The following is a 14873-nucleotide window of genomic DNA, read 5'->3' on the forward strand; positions in this document are numbered from 1 at the left end:
CCTCTGGAGCAACGCCCGCTTCACGCAGAGGCTTTCCCGACCGGAATCTACTCGCGGAAGCCGAGCAACCGTAGCCCGTTCAGCGACACGAGGACCGTCGAGCCCTCGTGCCCGACCACGGCGAGGGGGAGCGGAATCCCCCGGAGCAAGATCGTGCCGACCATGAGCGCGATCGCACCGAAGGCGATCGCGAGGTTGACGGTGAGCGTCCGTCGGGTCTTCCGTCCGAGCCCGAGGACGTAGGGGATCTTGCTGAGGTCGTCGCCCATCAACACGACGTCGGCCGTCTCGAGCGCGACGTCGGTTCCGGCGCCGCCCATCGCGATCCCCAGCGTCGCCGTCGCCAGCGCCGGTGCGTCGTTGACGCCGTCGCCGACCATCGCCACGTTCTCGTGGCGTTCGACCAGTTCTTCGATAGTCGCGACTTTCTCCTCCGGCAGCAGTTCCGCCTGCACTTCGTCGATGCCGACCTCGTCGGCGATCCGCTCGGCGACGCGCTCGTTGTCGCCCGTCAGCATGACGACGTGCTCCACGCCGAGCGAGCGGAGGTCGGCGACCATCTCGGCGGCCCCGGGACGGACCGTGTCGGTGAACGCGAGCCACCCCAGCACGGTGACGGCGCCGTGGTCCTCCCGCGCGACGACGACGCTCGTTTTCCCCTCTGCCTCCAGGGACTGGAGCCGGTCGAGCCCGGCGTCGATCCCGTCGATCGCCGCGTCTTCGAGGACGGTCGCGAAGTAACTTCGATTCCCGATGTGGATCGTGGCGTCTTCGACGTCGGCGCGGACGCCTTTCCCCGCGGCCGACTGGAACCGCTGTGCGTCGGGGACGTCGAGTGATCGTTCTTCAGCCGCTGCCACCGTCGCACGCGCGAGGTGATGCTCCGAGCGGGCCTGCACCGCGGCCGCGAGCGAGAGCAGTCCGTCGTCGGTCACCGTCTCGTCGGCCGTCTCGCGGACGGAGACGTCGGTCAACTGCGTGTCGCCCCGCGTGAGCGTCCCCGTCTTGTCGAAGGCGACCGCGTCGATGTTCGCCGCCGTCTCGACGTGCTCGCCGCCCTTGAACAGGACGCCCTGCTTGCCGCCGGAGGCGATCGCCGACAGCACCGCTGCGGGCGTGGAGATGATGACCGCACACGGCGAGGCCGCGACCATGAGCGTCATCGCGCGGTAGAACGTACTGTCGAACTCGCTACCGAGCGCGAGCGGAAGCGCGATCGCTGCGATGGTGAGTGCGAACACGCCGAGGACGTACGGCTGTTCGAGGCGGTCGATGAGCCGCTGTGTCGGCGCCTTCTCGCTCTGTGCGCGTTCGACCATGTGGATGAGGCGGCTGATCGCCGACTCGTGGGCCTGTCGCGTGACCTCGATTTCGAGACTGCCGCTCTCGTTGATCGTCCCGCCGAACACCTCGTCGCCGGGTTCCTTCGGCACGGGGACGGACTCGCCGGTGAGCGAGGCCTGGTCGACCGTCCCCTCGCCGGCCGCGACGACGCCGTCCAGCGGGATGTTGTCGCCGGGACGGACGACGAACACGTCACCGACGGCGACGTCGTCGATGGGGACGGTGACCTCTTCCCCATCGCGGAGCACCTGGGCTTCGTCCGGCCGCATCTCGACGAGGGACTTGATCGCCCGGCGCGAGCGCCCGATGGCGTAGTGCTGGAGCGTGTTCGACAGCGAGAACAGGAAGAGCAGCATCGCCCCCTCGAACGGCGCACCGATGGAGAGCGCACCGAGCGCGGCGACGATCATCAACAGGTCGATGTCGACCGCGCGGTGGCGGAGCGTCTCGACTGCGCCTTTGAGCCCGTACCAGCCGCCGAAGGCGTACGCGACGCCGTAGCTGGTCCACGTGAGGAGTGCGGGGCCGTCGAGCCATCCCGATACCAGGCCAGTCACCATCCCGAGCAACGTGAGTCCGACGAACGTCGCCTCCCGTCTGAGGTCCGAACGGGTGCTCACGTCGTCCGTCGCCGTCTCCTCGTCGTCCTGGATCGAGACGTCCCGGTCGCGGACAGCGTCTCGAATCGTCGCTTCGGACGTGACCGCCCCGTCGTAGGTAACCCGGGCGCTCCCCGTTCGGAAGGAGACGTCGACGTCGTGGACGCCAGAGACGCTCTCGAGGTGGCGTTCGAGTGCCCGCGCCCCCGCTTTACCACGACCGCCTCGCCGCTCGATGGGGACAGTACACGTCGACAGTGGGGGAGACTCGGTAACGGCCACGTTCGTTCTCTCATTGGCGTCCTCGGATTTGACGTTTGAGGTATGCTCGTGCCCGTCGACTATCCGGAATCCAGTTAGAACAGCTCGTCGATCGGCCGGTCTGCGTCCCCTTCGGTTTCGGCATCGGGGTCCGCGTCGACCGGTGGTGCGTCGAACAGTTGACCGCCCTCGATGAGTGTGGAGTGCTCTGTTTCCAGCAGTTCGCGGTTCTCACCGTCCATCTCCTCGGGCAGGTCGAACGCCTCCGCCACACTCTCTGGCAGGTCCGGGCGTCGCGCATCACGGTGGCGCCGGATCTTCTCGGTCACGTAGAGGTGGTCCTGAACCACCCGCAGAACGGGCACGTAGCGGAGGTAGTCGAAGTCGTACAGTAGTTCGACACCGAACTCGGTGAAGCCCCAGAACTCCGTCGGCTCGTTCTGGGCGCTCTCGTCTCCCGTGTACTCGTACTTCGCGAGGAGCTGTTTCTCTTCTAGCCGGTCTAGATGCTCGTCGATCGGTTCTTGGGGACCAGGTACTCGAGCTCGTCGAACGAGGCCAGGTGGTGTGGATGGCCCAGAAGGGCCTGGATGATGTAGTAGCGCGTCTCCTGGGTGAGAAACCGATGTGCCTGGCGTTGCCGCTCGAACGACAGGGTGTCCTCGTCGCCAAACGGGTTGTCGGACACCGGGGTCCCGGGAGGCTTCGTGCGCTCGCTCATGGGCGGAGATACGAACGTCCCCGCTGTAACTGTTTCCTCGAGAAACGTCGACAGGGGATGGACGAACCGCCCGCGAGTTACAGCTGGTCCCACCTCTCCTTTTTCCGACGGTTCGACGCGATGGGACAGTGCTACCCGTGCGACTCGGAAGCAGAACTCTACGATCACGTCGACGAGTTACCGGGGCCGGGCCGACCCGAATGGGAACACGAGTACGACCCAGCTGACCTTCCGGAATAGTGGCTGGCTGGCCGCCACTCGGCCCTCCGTCCGTCCCGGTATCCGCCGGTTCCGCTAGTACCCGAACTGGTCGCGAATGAGGACGACGGTCGTCCGTCCCTCTTCGAGTTCCTGTCGGAAGATGAGCTGTTTGGCGATCGCGGAGTCGACGCCGTAGGCCTCCTGGGCGCGCTCGTTCTCGAGAGGGTAGGCGACGGACTCCAGCCGGTCGAGCGCGTCGTCGACTGTCGGCACGATCTTGTTCACACCGCTGACGATGACGACGTTCTCGGCGGCGAACGGATACGCGCCGATGCGACTGCCCGATCGGTCGGCAGCGACGAGTTCGCCGGACTGTGCGATCGCGTTGATGCCGCCGAGGAAGAACTCGGCCGTCTGCGATTCACGGCGAGCGGCCTGTCGCTCCGCGTCGTCTTCGATGCTCCAGATTTCGTCGGGAAGGCTCTCCCACTCGTGGTCTCCCTCGCTCAGGTACTCGGCGAATCCGATCTCTTCGAGGGTCGTCGAGTGGCCGTTCATCACGGACGAGCCCGCCGGGATGAGCGACTGCAGTTCCGCGAGCGCGGCGTCGGCGGAATCGACGACGACGACCTCGAACCCGTTCGCTTCGAGGTTCTCGACCGTCTCTTCGATCGCGTCCGCCGCGGGCAGGTCGTCGAGCGATTCGTCGATATCGGCGTCGTCTACGTAGTCGGGTTTGCGTTGGGACATTTCGGGTGGTGAGTCGTCACCCACAGGTCGTCGTCCGTCGGCCATAAATTGCTTCGAGACACCGGTGTCGGGAAGTAACACCGGTGTCACTGGTACCGCCCCTCGGGGCGGCCGAATGCGAGTATCCGACCGGCCACCGATTGCTCGATAACGGTGGGCGGAGCGCTGCTCACTCAGACGGGGAGAACTCGTCGAACAGTGCGACGACCCGCCGTTCGATTTCGTCACGGATCTCCCGCACCCGATCGAGGTCCTGGCCGTCGGGGTCGTCGAGCGCCCAGTCGCGGACGTCGACCGCGTCACCGACGTCGCCGACGTCGAGCGTCGAACAGCCCATCGTCGCGACGTAGTCACAGGAGCGCAGTTCCTCCAGGGAAATCTCTCTCGGCGTCCGGCCCGAGATGTCGAACCCCGCCTCGTCCATCACCTCGACGACTTCGTCGTGGACGTGGTCGGCCGGGTGGGTCCCCCCGGTCAGGATTTCGACGCGGTCGTCGAGTCCGCGTCGCTCACGTTCACGTTCGGCGAAGGCCGTGGACAGCTGGGAGCGGCCGGCGTTCTGGACGCACACGAAGGCGATACGGATCGGGTCGGCTGTCTCAGTGTTGGGTGACATGGTTCTGTGGTCAGTCGTCAGTTGCCGGGTCGGGCGGGGACGAATCGAGACTCCCGGTATCGAAGCCGCCCCAGTCGTACCGTCGCTGGAAGTACAGCGCGACGTGGACCAGCGCGAGCAACACGGGCACCTCGATGAGCGGGCCGACGACGGTGGCGAAGGCGACGCCGGAGCCGACGCCGAACACCGCGACGGCGACGGCGATCGCGAGTTCGAAGTTGTTCGACGCCGCGGTGAAGCCGATGGCCGTCGTCGTCGAGTAGTCGGCGCCGATGCCCCGTCCCATCCCGAAGCTGACGAGGAACATCACGACGAAGTATATCGTGAGTGGGATCGCGATGAGCAGGACGTCGCCCGGCGCGGCGACGATGTTGCCGCCCTGCGTGGCGAACATCACGACGATGGTGAAGAGCAACGCGACGAGCGTCAGCGGGTCGATCGTCGGGACGAACTCGTCGTCGTACCACTGCTCGCTCTTCGCGCGCGTGCCGACGTAGCGGGAGAGAAAGCCCGCTGCGAAGGGAATCCCGAGGAAGACGACGATGGCCTCGAACACCTGCATCGGGGTGACGTCGAAGGTCGTGATCCCGGCGACGAGTGTCTCCATGCCCAGCAGCGGCGGGAGGAAGAGCGCGAAGAACCAGACGTACACCCCATAGGTGACGATCTGGAAGAGGCTGTTGAACGCGACGAGGCCGGTGACGTACTCCGTCGACCCGTCGGCCAGTTCGTTCCAGACGAGTACCATCGCGATGCACCGGGCCATCCCGATGAACACCAGCCCGAGGAAGTACTCGGGGCGTGCCGGCAGTCCCGGGACCAGGCCGCTGAAGAATATCACCGCGAGCCCGAACATCAGCGTCGGGCCGATGAGCCAGTTCTGGACGAGACTCAATCCGAGCACGCGCCAGTTACTGAAGACGGTCCGAAGTTGCGAGTAATCGGCCTTCGCCAGCGGCGGATACATCATCAGGACGAGGCCGATTTCGACGAGGTGGAGCTCCTGGATCGGCCGGGTCACCGACGGCGCGACGAAGCCGAGGCCGACGCCGATGGCCATCGCACCGAAGATCCAGACGGTGAGGTACTTGTCGAGGAAGTCCATCGACCGCGGGTCGCCACAGCTCTCACACTCGCAGTCGGGGCCGTGGTCGTGGGCGTCGCCGTTACGCATCGCTCACGCTCCCCTCGAGCACGGTGACGAGTGCGACCGCGCGATTGGTGGCGCGGTACATCTTCCAGCGCCCGTCCTTCCGGGCGTCGACGAGGCCGGCGTCGACGAGCGCCGAGAGTGCGTGACTGAGCCCGCTCTCGCTCACGTCGACGACCGCGTGCAGCTCGCAGACGCAGAGTTCCTCCTCGGCCGCGACGAGGACGCGGACGAGCGTGTACCGCGTCTCGCTGGAGAGCGCCGAGAGCACGCCGAGTTCGGCGTCGACCTGCGCCGTCCCGAGGGCCGCTTCGAGGGTGCCGAGTTCGTCGAGTCGGCGCTCGACGTCCTCGTTTCGACACTCCCCGAGTTCGTCGTCGAGATATCGCCGCAGTCGGTCCGTCGCTTGTGCCATCGACGAATAGTTGAATAGAACCTGAATTAATGGTTTCGATGTGGTTGGAGAGTAACGGTAGAATTCCGGATTATCGCCGACAGATTCGATATTTGGGAATAGGTCGGTGGGATATGGTTGAGCGTATTCTAAATCAATCTCCGGTGAGACACGCGACGAACGACGTCCATCTAGTCCGAGCCAGCGAACGCAGACTTCCAGAGGATGGCGACCGGTTCGGCTGCGCTGTCCAGGCGGCGCGGACTACTCCGCCGTGGCGACGAGGTAGAACGTCTCCGGACGGACCGCCTCGTGTTCGATGCGGAACCCGTTCGTCCGGAGCGTCTCCGCCGCCTCGGCAGCCGTGAACCGCTCGTCGAGCGGCGGCCCGTGCTCGCCGCTGCCGGTGGCGGCCCAGTCCACGACGACGAGGCGCCCGTCCGCCCGGAGTACCCGGTGCACCTCGGCGAGTGCCTCGTCGGTCGCGAACTCGTGGTAGGTCATCGTCGAGAACGCGGCGTCGAGGGCACCAGTCTCGAGGGGCAGGTCACCCACACCGGTCGTCAGCAGCTCGACGTTCTGCGGGACGCCTTTCTCGCGGTAGTAGTCGTGCATCTCGGCCTGGACGTCGACGGCGTACACCGTGTCCGCGTGCGGGGCGACGTCGTCGGTGTAAAAGCCCGTGCCGCTGCCGAGGTCGGCGACGGTCGCGGCCGGGGAGAGGTCGAGGCCCCAGACCAGCTCTTCGGCGGAGAGGAACCGATACCGCTGGCCAGCCTGTTCGAGTTTGTCGGCCCGGGACGCGTCGAACGTGTGGTATCCCATGTGGGGAGTATTGGGTCCACCAAGAATACTCCTTTCGACCGATTGGCGCCGGGACGGCGGCGATGGCGCGGACGGCCGGCTATCCATTCGGCGACGAAACAGCGGTGAAAACTGGATATCACACTCTACTGTGCACTCTATCCGGCAGAGAGTGGACCCACCTCGACGAGTGACCGTTCGGACAGTATTGTGGGGTTCGAGAACAACCTTATCGGCACCGGGCTGGAAACGATCGATCGGGATGACCGACGTGGTGACCGAGGACCTGCGACGAGAGCTCCGGTGTGTCGAGCTCCTGGCGTGTTTCCACGGGCTGAACGAGCGTGACGTGACGGTCTTCGCGATGCTCGCCGACGCCGGGGAACCGGTGACGGTCGACCGGATCGCCGACGGCCTTGACTGCGAGCGCTCGACAGCGTACCGGTCGGTCTCGCGCTTGCTGGACGCCGACGTGGTCGTGCAGACCCAGGTCAACAACGACCGCGGCGGCTACTACCACGAGTACGAGCCCCGGGACGCGGCGGCCCTGGCCGACCAGCTGCGACGACGTCTCAACGACAGGTACGCGCGCCTGGGCCGGATGATCGCGGCGTTCAGGGAACGCCACGTCGCGGACCGGGACTGTCAGTCCGCGGTGAGATGCGATCGGGGAGCGGGACGTGACCGTTCGAATGGGTAGCCCCGCGTTTCTTCCCACCGTGTTGCCCCGCGCATCTCCTCCGAGTGTATTGTACAAATCGTGCAAAACAACTAAGGGTGCCCGCGCCGAATTGACTGCCGATGACCGAGGACGAAGCCCTCGAGGAGATCCGCCAACAGAAGATCGAAGAACTCCGCGACCAGACCGGTGACGCGGACGGGGAGTCGACCGCGGAGTCGGCCCCGGCAGAACCCGTCCCGGTAAACGGGGCCGCGGAGCTGAACGACGTCGTCGGGAACCACGACGTGGTTCTGGCCGACTTCTACGCGGACTGGTGTGGCCCGTGTCAGATGCTCGAACCCGTCGTCGAGTCCATCGCCGCCGAGACGGCCGCGACGGTCGTGAAGGTCGACGTCGACGCGAACCAGCGACTCGCTTCGGAGTACGGTGTCCGCGGCGTCCCGACGCTCGTCCTCTTCGCCGACGGAGAGCCCGCCGAGCGACTCGTCGGGATGCAGGACGAGGCGCAACTGCGCACCACGGTCGAGAACTACGCCTGAGTAGGCGTCACCGGTCGGACTGGACGCTCGCGGTCGGACTGGCCGCTCCCGGCCGCCGTCTCTCGATCGGACCGAAAAACCCTTCGGTGGAGCGGGAATAGGATTGTCCATCGATGGACGAAGGGAGCAATATTACGCGGCGTCGAGCGCTCCTCGCGGGCGGTGGAACGCTCCTGTTCGGTGGCGGCGTCGCGTACGCCGCTTCGCGCTCCGGGTCGAACGAGCAGGCGTACGTTCCCTCGAACTTCCACACGAGCGAGGAGACGACCGGCTTCGGGGTCGAACTCGCCGGGCGACCGATCGTCGGTGAGCCCGACGCGCCCGTGGACGTCTACTACTGGACGGACTACCTGTGCCCGTTCTGCAAGGAATTCGAGCGGGAGACGCTCCCCGACATCGGGACGGACTACGTCGAGACGGGCGACGTCAGAGTCGTCTTTCTCTCCTATCCCAACATCGGGGAGTACTCGCTGCCGGCCGCCGTCTGGAGTCGCTGCGTGTGGGACCAGGTCGCCGAGACGCAGCCGGCGGCGTACTGGCACTGGCACGAGTCGGCGTTCGACGCCCAGTCCGAGTCCGGACACGACTGGGCCGACGAGGAGACGTTCGCCGGGATCACGGAGGAGACCGAGAACGTCGAGCGGTCGGCGGTGGACGACTGCCGCGAGAACCGCGGCGACGCCGTCCAGGAGAGCATCGACGTCGACCTCCAGACCGGCCGCTCGGCGGGACTTCAGGGAACCCCGGGATTCGTCCTCTACAACCGCGAGGCCGACGTCGCCGGGAAGATGGTCGGTGCCCATCCGTACGAGAACTTCGCGAACGCTATCGACCAGATCCGAGACGCATGAACGGACGGGCTGATACGGACGGACGGGCTGACCCTGAGGGGCGGACTGACCCTGAGGGACGCGCTGGTGCGGACGGACGCGCTGGTGCTGACGGGCGCCGCTGGCTCCGGGCGGTCGGCGACGCGGTCGCCTACCCACTCACCTCGAACGGTCGGTTACTCGTCGCCGGCGTCGCCACGGCGGTGACCTACGCCGTCCTCGTCCTGAGCAGTTTCCCCCAGTTCTCGCTGCAGCTCCTGACGAACGACCCCACGGACCTCCCGTACGCGCTGGTGACGCTCACGCGAGAGGCCTACCTGACGACCGGCTGGCTGGGCCTCGCGCTCCTCACGGCGTACGCGCTCCTGACGGGCGTCGCGGTGACGAACGCCGTCACCCTCGTCCGTCGTGCTCGGCGGCGGAGCGCCTCGACGCTCGTCGGGGTCGTCCCCGGTCTGCTGGCCGCTGGCTGTGCGAGTTGCGGTGCGGGCGTCCTCGGTGCGCTGGGCTTCGTCGGCGCGATGGCCGCGCTGCCGTTCGACGGCAATCTCCTTCGAGTCGGCGGTATTCTCCTGCTCCTGTTCTTCCTGGGCCGGACGGGGGACCCGCGGACCTGCGCGATACAGTGAGTCGAATCCATGTATGGAACACACCGACGAGATGACTGGGTGGTGACTCACTGATGTCCCTGCCCTATCCAGCCCTGCTCAAGAGCGTCGGCGCCGGCGTCGGTGCCTTCCTGCTGTTCGGGACGGTGACCGGCCTCGTGCCGAACCCGGTGTACGTTCGGATGGTCCCGAGTACGCCCGCCGACTACCTGTTTCTGGTCGCGACGTCGGCCTTCGCCGCGGCGTTCGTCTACCAGCGCTCCATCGTCGACCAGCCGGTCGGGGACCGGTTCGCGACCGGCGGGATCGTCGGTGGCTTCCTGGCCTTCGGCTGCCCCATCTGTAACGCCGTCTTGCTCGCGCTGTTCAGTTCCTCCGCGCTCATGACCTATTTCGACCCGTACCGGCCGCTGCTCGGCGTCCTCAGCGTCGCCGCCTTCGGCGCGATACTGTACTACCAGCGGAAGAAGGGGTGTGAGACGTGCTGAGTCCGTCTCGGAACGGCCTGTGCTGGGATGGACCGACGCCTCGGTCCCCGGTGCGACCCGAAGATAGATGGAACGTTCCCTCGTCAGGTGATCGTACAGATGCGTGACTCGGAGCCCAGTGAAACGGCCGAGCCCAGCGAAACAGTCGAGCCAGGTCAAACGACCGAGTCCGACGACGGGTCGCGGTGGTCGCTGCTCGGCGTCGGCGGTGCACTGAGTCTCTGCTGTCTCTTCACGGCGCCCGCCGTGACCGGTGCCGCGAGCGGCGTGACCGCGGGCGGCGCGACGGCCGCGCTCGGCGCGACGCTCCTCCAGATCGCGGTTGCGGCGCTGGCCGTCGGCGTCGCCGGCGCCGCCGTCCGGTGGCGGTCCGGTTCGCGCAGTTGCGACACCTAGCTTTCGTCCGAATCTCGCGGGCCTGAGCACTTACCACTGGCATCGGCCCGGTGTGGTCCCAGGAAGTTGGCGAACAGAGACACACCACATCTTCAAGTGAAGCTGAAAATTGCGCCTCTCCAACTCACAGACAGGAACCGTATGAAATTCCGAACATCACGAGAAGGTCAGCTAGACCGTCTTTTACGGTTAGATTGACGTCCAGGACCGATCGTAACATGTCACAGCTTTAGATGAAACAGTGGACTGTTGTCCGATCTAGTATCGCTGTTCTCACGCTTCACTTGCAAGAGTGGTGTCTGTCTGTACATTTCACTTGAAACAGTTGAGTTAATTATTTCAAATTCGAATATTACAGAACACATGTGTGAGGTGGAAGTTCGATCGGAAGCGGCGGATCTTCCGTAACAATGACGCTATGGGGTGAATCTTGCCGACCGGAGACGATCGAAGAGCGTGATTCACGAGCGGGATTCAGCACACTCGACGAGGTCGTCCTCGGTCGTCCACCGGCAGAGACGCCCGACGTCGTCGAGCATTTCGAAGATCGCCGTCTGCATTCCGCTGTAGGGATTGTCGACGTCGACGCTCGTGTCGATCGTGTCCGCATCCGCCGTGTCGTACTCGCGTTTGAACACGTGGGTCTTCGTGAAGTACTCCTCGAGGGCCGTGAAGTAGCCCTGCTCGACGAGGAAGCCGCCCTGAGAGTGTTCGGCGACGCCCACGATACAGTCCGTGTAATCCGCGAGTAGCCGGAATTTGAGGTAGGTGTTGGTCCACTCGCTCCGAATGTCGACCATCAGGAACGCGTACGCACCGGGCTGTCGGTTGAGACGGTCTTTCACGAGCTGGAGATGCCGGATTTCGTGTTTCCCGTAGCTGCCGAGAACGAAGTACGAGTTCTCAGCCGCGAAGATCGGTGTGAGCTCCGCCACACTCTGTTTCAGCGCTTCGTACTCCGCCGGCGTGAGTGAGGCCTCGTGCAGATACTCGTCGGCCTTCTCCGCGAGTTCGTCCACAGTGACCGGATCCCCGCTCATCTAGTCCGGCATTCTCCTGACCCTCGCTTCAATGTGGCGAACACATTGCCGACCGAATCGTATCTACACGCATCGCTTTCAACCGATTCGCATTTTAGCGAAACGCATTTGTACGTACTAAACGAACTGTAGTGTAATGAGTACCTCCGACCACACGCCGAGCGACCTGGAGTCCGTCCGGGAGCGGCTCAACGTCGTCACACAGGAGACGCGATTCGCGCTCCTCCAGGACATTATCGGGCATCCGTCGGAACTGCCGACGCTGAAGGAACTCGATTACGTCAACCCGAGCAAGAGCCAGACGACGATTCGGCAGCACCTCCAGCAACTCGTCGACGCAGGTGTCGTCGAGGAGGTGCTGCTCCCGGAGGACCGCCGGCAGAACGACTTGCCGTACAAGTTCTACGGAATCAGCGAGAGCGGGCGGCCGTTCCTCGAGGAGCACAACCTTCTCCGAGCACGGGAGACACTCCGAGAGGTGTACGGCCGGGTGGAGAAGACCGACGAGATCGAACGATACGAGACCGCTCCGCGACCTGAGCGCTAACAGGTCCTCTCTTTCGAATCGTGAAGCGTGAAAACCGTCGCTTCGATATTTGATCGTCGATGGTCGGTCGTCTCGATCCGACCCGAACTCTGGCGGCGTCGATACCGGTCGACTCGGACACGCCGAAGCCGCTGTTTCCGTCCCGATGCGTGTGTATAGTAGTGGGAATTTCCGGGAATACTTTTGGCGCTACTGCCCCTATCCCCACGTATGAGCGACACCCTCGTCGTCGTGGGCGGTGACGCAGCGGGACTGAGCGCCGCGAGCAAGGCCAGGCGCGAGGACCCGGAGATGGACGTCGTCGTCTTCGAGAAGGGCCAGTGGGTCTCCTACGCGGCCTGCGGGATGCCCTACTACGTGAAAGGCGACGTCCCCGAACTCGAGGACCTCGTCGCGCTGACGCCCGAGGAGATCCGCGAGGAACGGGGTATCGACCTCCGGACGGGCCACGAGGTCGTCGCCGTCGACACCGGGGGCCAGACGGTCACGGTCGCGGCCGACGGCGAGACGTTCGACCAGGCCTACGACCACCTCCTCGTCGGGACCGGCGCGAGTGCGGTCGTTCCGCCGTTCGACGGGACGGATCTGGACGGCGTGTTCACCATCCACGACATGGACGAGGCCGACGCCATCGAGCGCTACGTCACCGAGGAGACGCCTGAGAGCGCCGCTATCGTCGGCGGTGGCTACGTCGGTATCGAGATGGCCGAGGCGCTGTCGGCGCGCGGCCTCGACGTCAGTCTCTACGAGATGCTGCCCAGCGTCCTGCAACCGTTCGGGGACGCGGTCGCGGAGGTGGTCGAGGACCACCTGCGGGAACAGGGGGTCGACCTGCACCTCGAGACGGCCGTCTCGGGGTTCGCCGGCGAGGGCCGCGTCGACGAAGTCCACCTCGACGGCGGTGAGAGCCATTCCGCAGATATCGCCGTCGTCGGCGTCGGCGTGAAGCCGAACGTCGCGCTCGCCGAAGACGCGGGGATAGAACTCGGACCGACCGGCGCCATCGCGACGGACGAATACGGCCGGACGAGCGCGGCGAACGTCTACGCCGCGGGCGACTGCGCGGAGAACGTCCACGTCGTCACCGGCGAACCCGACCACGTCCCGCTGGCGCTGACCGCGAACCGCGCCGGCCGGGCCATCGGCCAGACTCTCACCGGATCGCCAACGGCGGTCGGCGAGACCGCCGGCACGGCCATCGTGAAGGCCTTCGACCTCGGCGCGGCCCGGACCGGCATCCTCGACGAGGCGCGGGCCGGCGACGCCGGCTTCGACCCAGTGTCGGTCACGATCACCGACGCGACGCGGCCCCACTACTACCCCGGGAGCGAGGAGATACAGGTCACGCTCGTCGCGGACCGCGAGACGGGAGCCGTCTTGGGCGGGAGCGTCGTCGGTCGCGACGGCGCGAAGCGGATCGACACCGTCGCGACGGCGCTACACGGCGGGCTGACCGTCACCGAGTTGCAGAACGCGGACCTGGCGTACGCGCCGCCGTTCAGCCCGGTCTGGGACCCGGTCCTCACCGCGGCGAAGGTGCTCGCCGGGAAACTGGAGCGATGACGACCGACGCGTCCCCCGTCGAGAACGGGGACGATGACGCCGGAGAAACCAGCGACGCCGGAGAGGCCGGGGGCGGGCGCCCGCCGGTCGATAGCGACGCGCTGGTCGACCTGGCACTCGATCTGCTCGCGATCGACACGTCGAACCCGCCAGGCGAAACCGGGGAAATCGTCGACCTGATCGAGCAGTACCTGTCTGCCCTGTCGGTCGACGTCGAACGGATCACGGTCGATCCGGCGAAGCCGAACCTTCTCGCGACGATACCGGGCGAGCGCGACCGGACGCTGCTGTACGTCGGCCACCTCGACACGGTGCCGTTCGACGCCGACGAGTGGTCGTTCGATCCGCTGGGCGAACGCGAGGGAGACCGAATCTACGGCCGCGGTGCGACCGACATGAAGGGCGCCGTCGCCGCGATGCTCTCGGCGATCCGCGTGTTCGCCGAGGCCGACGACGCCCCGCCCGTCGACCTCCAGTTCGCGTTCGTCAGCGACGAGGAGGTCGGCGGCGACGCGGGCCTCCCCGCACTGCTCGAGACCGACCGACTCGACGCCGACGCCTGCGTCATCGGCGAACCGACCTGCGAGGAGGGACGTCACTCGGTGACCGTCGCCGACCGGGGGAGCATCTGGCTGACGATGACGGCCACTGGCGAGGCCGCACACGGCTCCCGGCCGGTGCTGGGCGACAACGCCATCGATCGGCTCTACGGGGCGATCACGACCCTCCGGGAGCGGTTCGGGACGCGCGAACTCGACGTCGACCCGGTCCTGGAACCGGTACTCGCGGAGTCGGTCGAGTACTACGCGCCGACGATGGGCGCGGACGTCGCCCGGGAGCTCTTCGCGTCCCCGTCGATCAACCTCGGGACCATCGAGGGCGGCGAGGTGATCAACAGCGTCCCCCAGTCAGCCCGCGCCGAGGTCGACGTCCGGCTGACGGCCGGGGTGGACACGTCCAGGGTGCTCTCGGACGTCCGGGACTGCGTCGCAGACTGCGAGGGCATCACGCTGGCCGACGTCTCCTGGAGCGTCGGGACCGCCGAACCGATCGACAGCCCGCTCGTCGAGGCGGTGGCGTCCACGGCCGAGACGGTGACGGACGAGCGCGTCTACCGCCGGAGTGCGACGGGCGGCGGTGACGCGAAGAAGCTCCGGAACGCCGGAATCCCGACCGTCGAGTTCGCGCTCGGCACCGACACCGTCCACGCCGTCGACGAGTACACGACCGTCGGCGCGCTCACCGGGAACGCGACGGTGTACGCGCGGCTCCCCGGCGTCTGGGCAGACGCGTCCTCCGGCGCGTAACTCGGTCGCCGTTCGCCGCGAAAGAGTAATACG

General features: G+C 66.1%; 19 protein-coding genes. 10 read left to right on the forward strand and 9 right to left on the reverse strand.

The features are described from left to right. Positions 1 to 47: 47 nt before the first annotated feature. From AC5FRV_RS15430 to AC5FRV_RS15440, 3 genes are all read right to left on the reverse strand, one after another. Positions 48 to 2225, reverse strand: a complete 2178-nt coding sequence (locus tag AC5FRV_RS15430) for a heavy metal translocating P-type ATPase (protein ID WP_493561981.1) — start codon at positions 2223 to 2225, stop codon at positions 48 to 50. Positions 2226 to 2299: 74 nt separating this feature from the next. Then, positions 2300 to 2569: a hypothetical protein gene (locus AC5FRV_RS15435; RefSeq protein ID WP_493561982.1), complete on the reverse strand. Its 270-nt coding sequence runs from the start codon at positions 2567 to 2569 to the stop codon at positions 2300 to 2302. Positions 2570 to 2706: 137 nt separating this feature from the next. Next, the gene (locus AC5FRV_RS15440; protein ID WP_493562079.1) at positions 2707 to 2925 is read right to left on the reverse strand and encodes a hypothetical protein; all 219 of its coding nucleotides are present in this window, start codon (positions 2923 to 2925) and stop codon (positions 2707 to 2709) included. Here AC5FRV_RS15440 and AC5FRV_RS15445 point away from each other — a divergent pair. Next, the gene (locus AC5FRV_RS15445) at positions 2830 to 3165 is read left to right on the forward strand and encodes a DUF8170 family protein (RefSeq protein ID WP_493562076.1); all 336 of its coding nucleotides are present in this window, start codon (positions 2830 to 2832) and stop codon (positions 3163 to 3165) included. The genes AC5FRV_RS15440 and AC5FRV_RS15445 overlap by 96 nt on opposite strands. Before the next feature lie 54 nt (positions 3166 to 3219). Here the strand turns inward: AC5FRV_RS15445 and AC5FRV_RS15450 are convergent, their stop codons facing one another. The 5 genes from AC5FRV_RS15450 to AC5FRV_RS15470 all read right to left on the reverse strand — a co-directional run bounded on the left by AC5FRV_RS15450 (position 3220) and on the right by AC5FRV_RS15470 (position 6861). Further along, positions 3220 to 3876: a lactate utilization protein gene (locus tag AC5FRV_RS15450; RefSeq protein ID WP_493561983.1), complete on the reverse strand. Its 657-nt coding sequence runs from the start codon at positions 3874 to 3876 to the stop codon at positions 3220 to 3222. Positions 3877 to 4045: 169 nt separating this feature from the next. Next, positions 4046 to 4492, reverse strand: coding sequence for a low molecular weight phosphatase family protein (locus tag AC5FRV_RS15455; protein WP_493561984.1), 447 nt, complete (start codon positions 4490 to 4492; stop codon positions 4046 to 4048). Between the two features lie 10 nt (positions 4493 to 4502). Beyond that, entirely contained in the window at positions 4503 to 5666 is a 1164-nt protein-coding gene (arsB, locus tag AC5FRV_RS15460; protein WP_493561985.1) for an ACR3 family arsenite efflux transporter, read from the reverse strand. Further along, positions 5659 to 6057 carry an ArsR/SmtB family transcription factor gene (locus AC5FRV_RS15465; protein ID WP_493561986.1) on the reverse strand — a complete coding sequence of 133 codons (399 nt, stop codon included), beginning with the start codon at positions 6055 to 6057 and terminating at the stop codon, positions 5659 to 5661. The genes arsB and AC5FRV_RS15465 overlap by 8 nt, the downstream gene beginning before the upstream one ends. Positions 6058 to 6300: 243 nt before the next feature. Next, complete coding sequence (locus tag AC5FRV_RS15470) at positions 6301 to 6861, reverse strand: class I SAM-dependent methyltransferase (RefSeq protein ID WP_493561987.1); 561 nt, start codon at positions 6859 to 6861, stop codon at positions 6301 to 6303. 241 nt (positions 6862 to 7102) lie between these two features. On the opposite strand from AC5FRV_RS15470, the gene AC5FRV_RS15475 reads away from it, so the two are divergent. The 6 genes from AC5FRV_RS15475 to AC5FRV_RS15500 all read left to right on the forward strand — a co-directional run bounded on the left by AC5FRV_RS15475 (position 7103) and on the right by AC5FRV_RS15500 (position 10383). Further along, complete coding sequence (locus AC5FRV_RS15475) at positions 7103 to 7540, forward strand: helix-turn-helix domain-containing protein (protein ID WP_493561988.1); 438 nt, start codon at positions 7103 to 7105, stop codon at positions 7538 to 7540. A 101-nt stretch (positions 7541 to 7641) separates the two neighbouring features. Further along, the gene (trxA, locus tag AC5FRV_RS15480) at positions 7642 to 8061 is read left to right on the forward strand and encodes a thioredoxin (RefSeq protein WP_493561989.1); all 420 of its coding nucleotides are present in this window, start codon (positions 7642 to 7644) and stop codon (positions 8059 to 8061) included. A gap of 113 nt (positions 8062 to 8174) precedes the next feature. After that, entirely contained in the window at positions 8175 to 8912 is a 738-nt protein-coding gene (locus tag AC5FRV_RS15485) for a DsbA family protein (protein WP_493561990.1), read from the forward strand. Then, entirely contained in the window at positions 8909 to 9520 is a 612-nt protein-coding gene (locus AC5FRV_RS15490) for a hypothetical protein (RefSeq protein WP_493561991.1), read from the forward strand. Before AC5FRV_RS15485 ends, AC5FRV_RS15490 begins: the two co-directional genes overlap by 4 nt. A gap of 53 nt (positions 9521 to 9573) precedes the next feature. Further along, entirely contained in the window at positions 9574 to 9987 is a 414-nt protein-coding gene (locus AC5FRV_RS15495) for a hypothetical protein (RefSeq protein ID WP_493561992.1), read from the forward strand. Positions 9988 to 10086: 99 nt separating this feature from the next. Then, a complete protein-coding gene (locus tag AC5FRV_RS15500) occupies positions 10087 to 10383 on the forward strand; it encodes a hypothetical protein (protein ID WP_493561993.1) in 297 nt (98 codons plus the stop codon). A gap of 461 nt (positions 10384 to 10844) precedes the next feature. Here the strand turns inward: AC5FRV_RS15500 and AC5FRV_RS15505 are convergent, their stop codons facing one another. Then, positions 10845 to 11423, reverse strand: coding sequence for a DUF8170 family protein (locus AC5FRV_RS15505; RefSeq protein WP_493561994.1), 579 nt, complete (start codon positions 11421 to 11423; stop codon positions 10845 to 10847). A gap of 136 nt (positions 11424 to 11559) precedes the next feature. On the opposite strand from AC5FRV_RS15505, the gene AC5FRV_RS15510 reads away from it, so the two are divergent. From AC5FRV_RS15510 to AC5FRV_RS15520, 3 genes are all read left to right on the forward strand, one after another. Further along, on the forward strand, positions 11560 to 11970 hold the full coding sequence (locus AC5FRV_RS15510) for a helix-turn-helix domain-containing protein (protein WP_493561995.1): 411 nt from the start codon (positions 11560 to 11562) through the stop codon (positions 11968 to 11970). A gap of 210 nt (positions 11971 to 12180) precedes the next feature. After that, positions 12181 to 13533 carry an FAD-dependent oxidoreductase gene (locus AC5FRV_RS15515; protein WP_493561996.1) on the forward strand — a complete coding sequence of 451 codons (1353 nt, stop codon included), beginning with the start codon at positions 12181 to 12183 and terminating at the stop codon, positions 13531 to 13533. Next, complete coding sequence (locus AC5FRV_RS15520; RefSeq protein ID WP_493561997.1) at positions 13530 to 14840, forward strand: M20 family metallopeptidase; 1311 nt, start codon at positions 13530 to 13532, stop codon at positions 14838 to 14840. The genes AC5FRV_RS15515 and AC5FRV_RS15520 overlap by 4 nt, the downstream gene beginning before the upstream one ends. The last annotated feature ends 33 nt before the right edge of the window (positions 14841 to 14873 follow it).

The sequence above is a fragment of the Halomicrobium sp. HArcel3 genome (assembly GCF_058933135.1).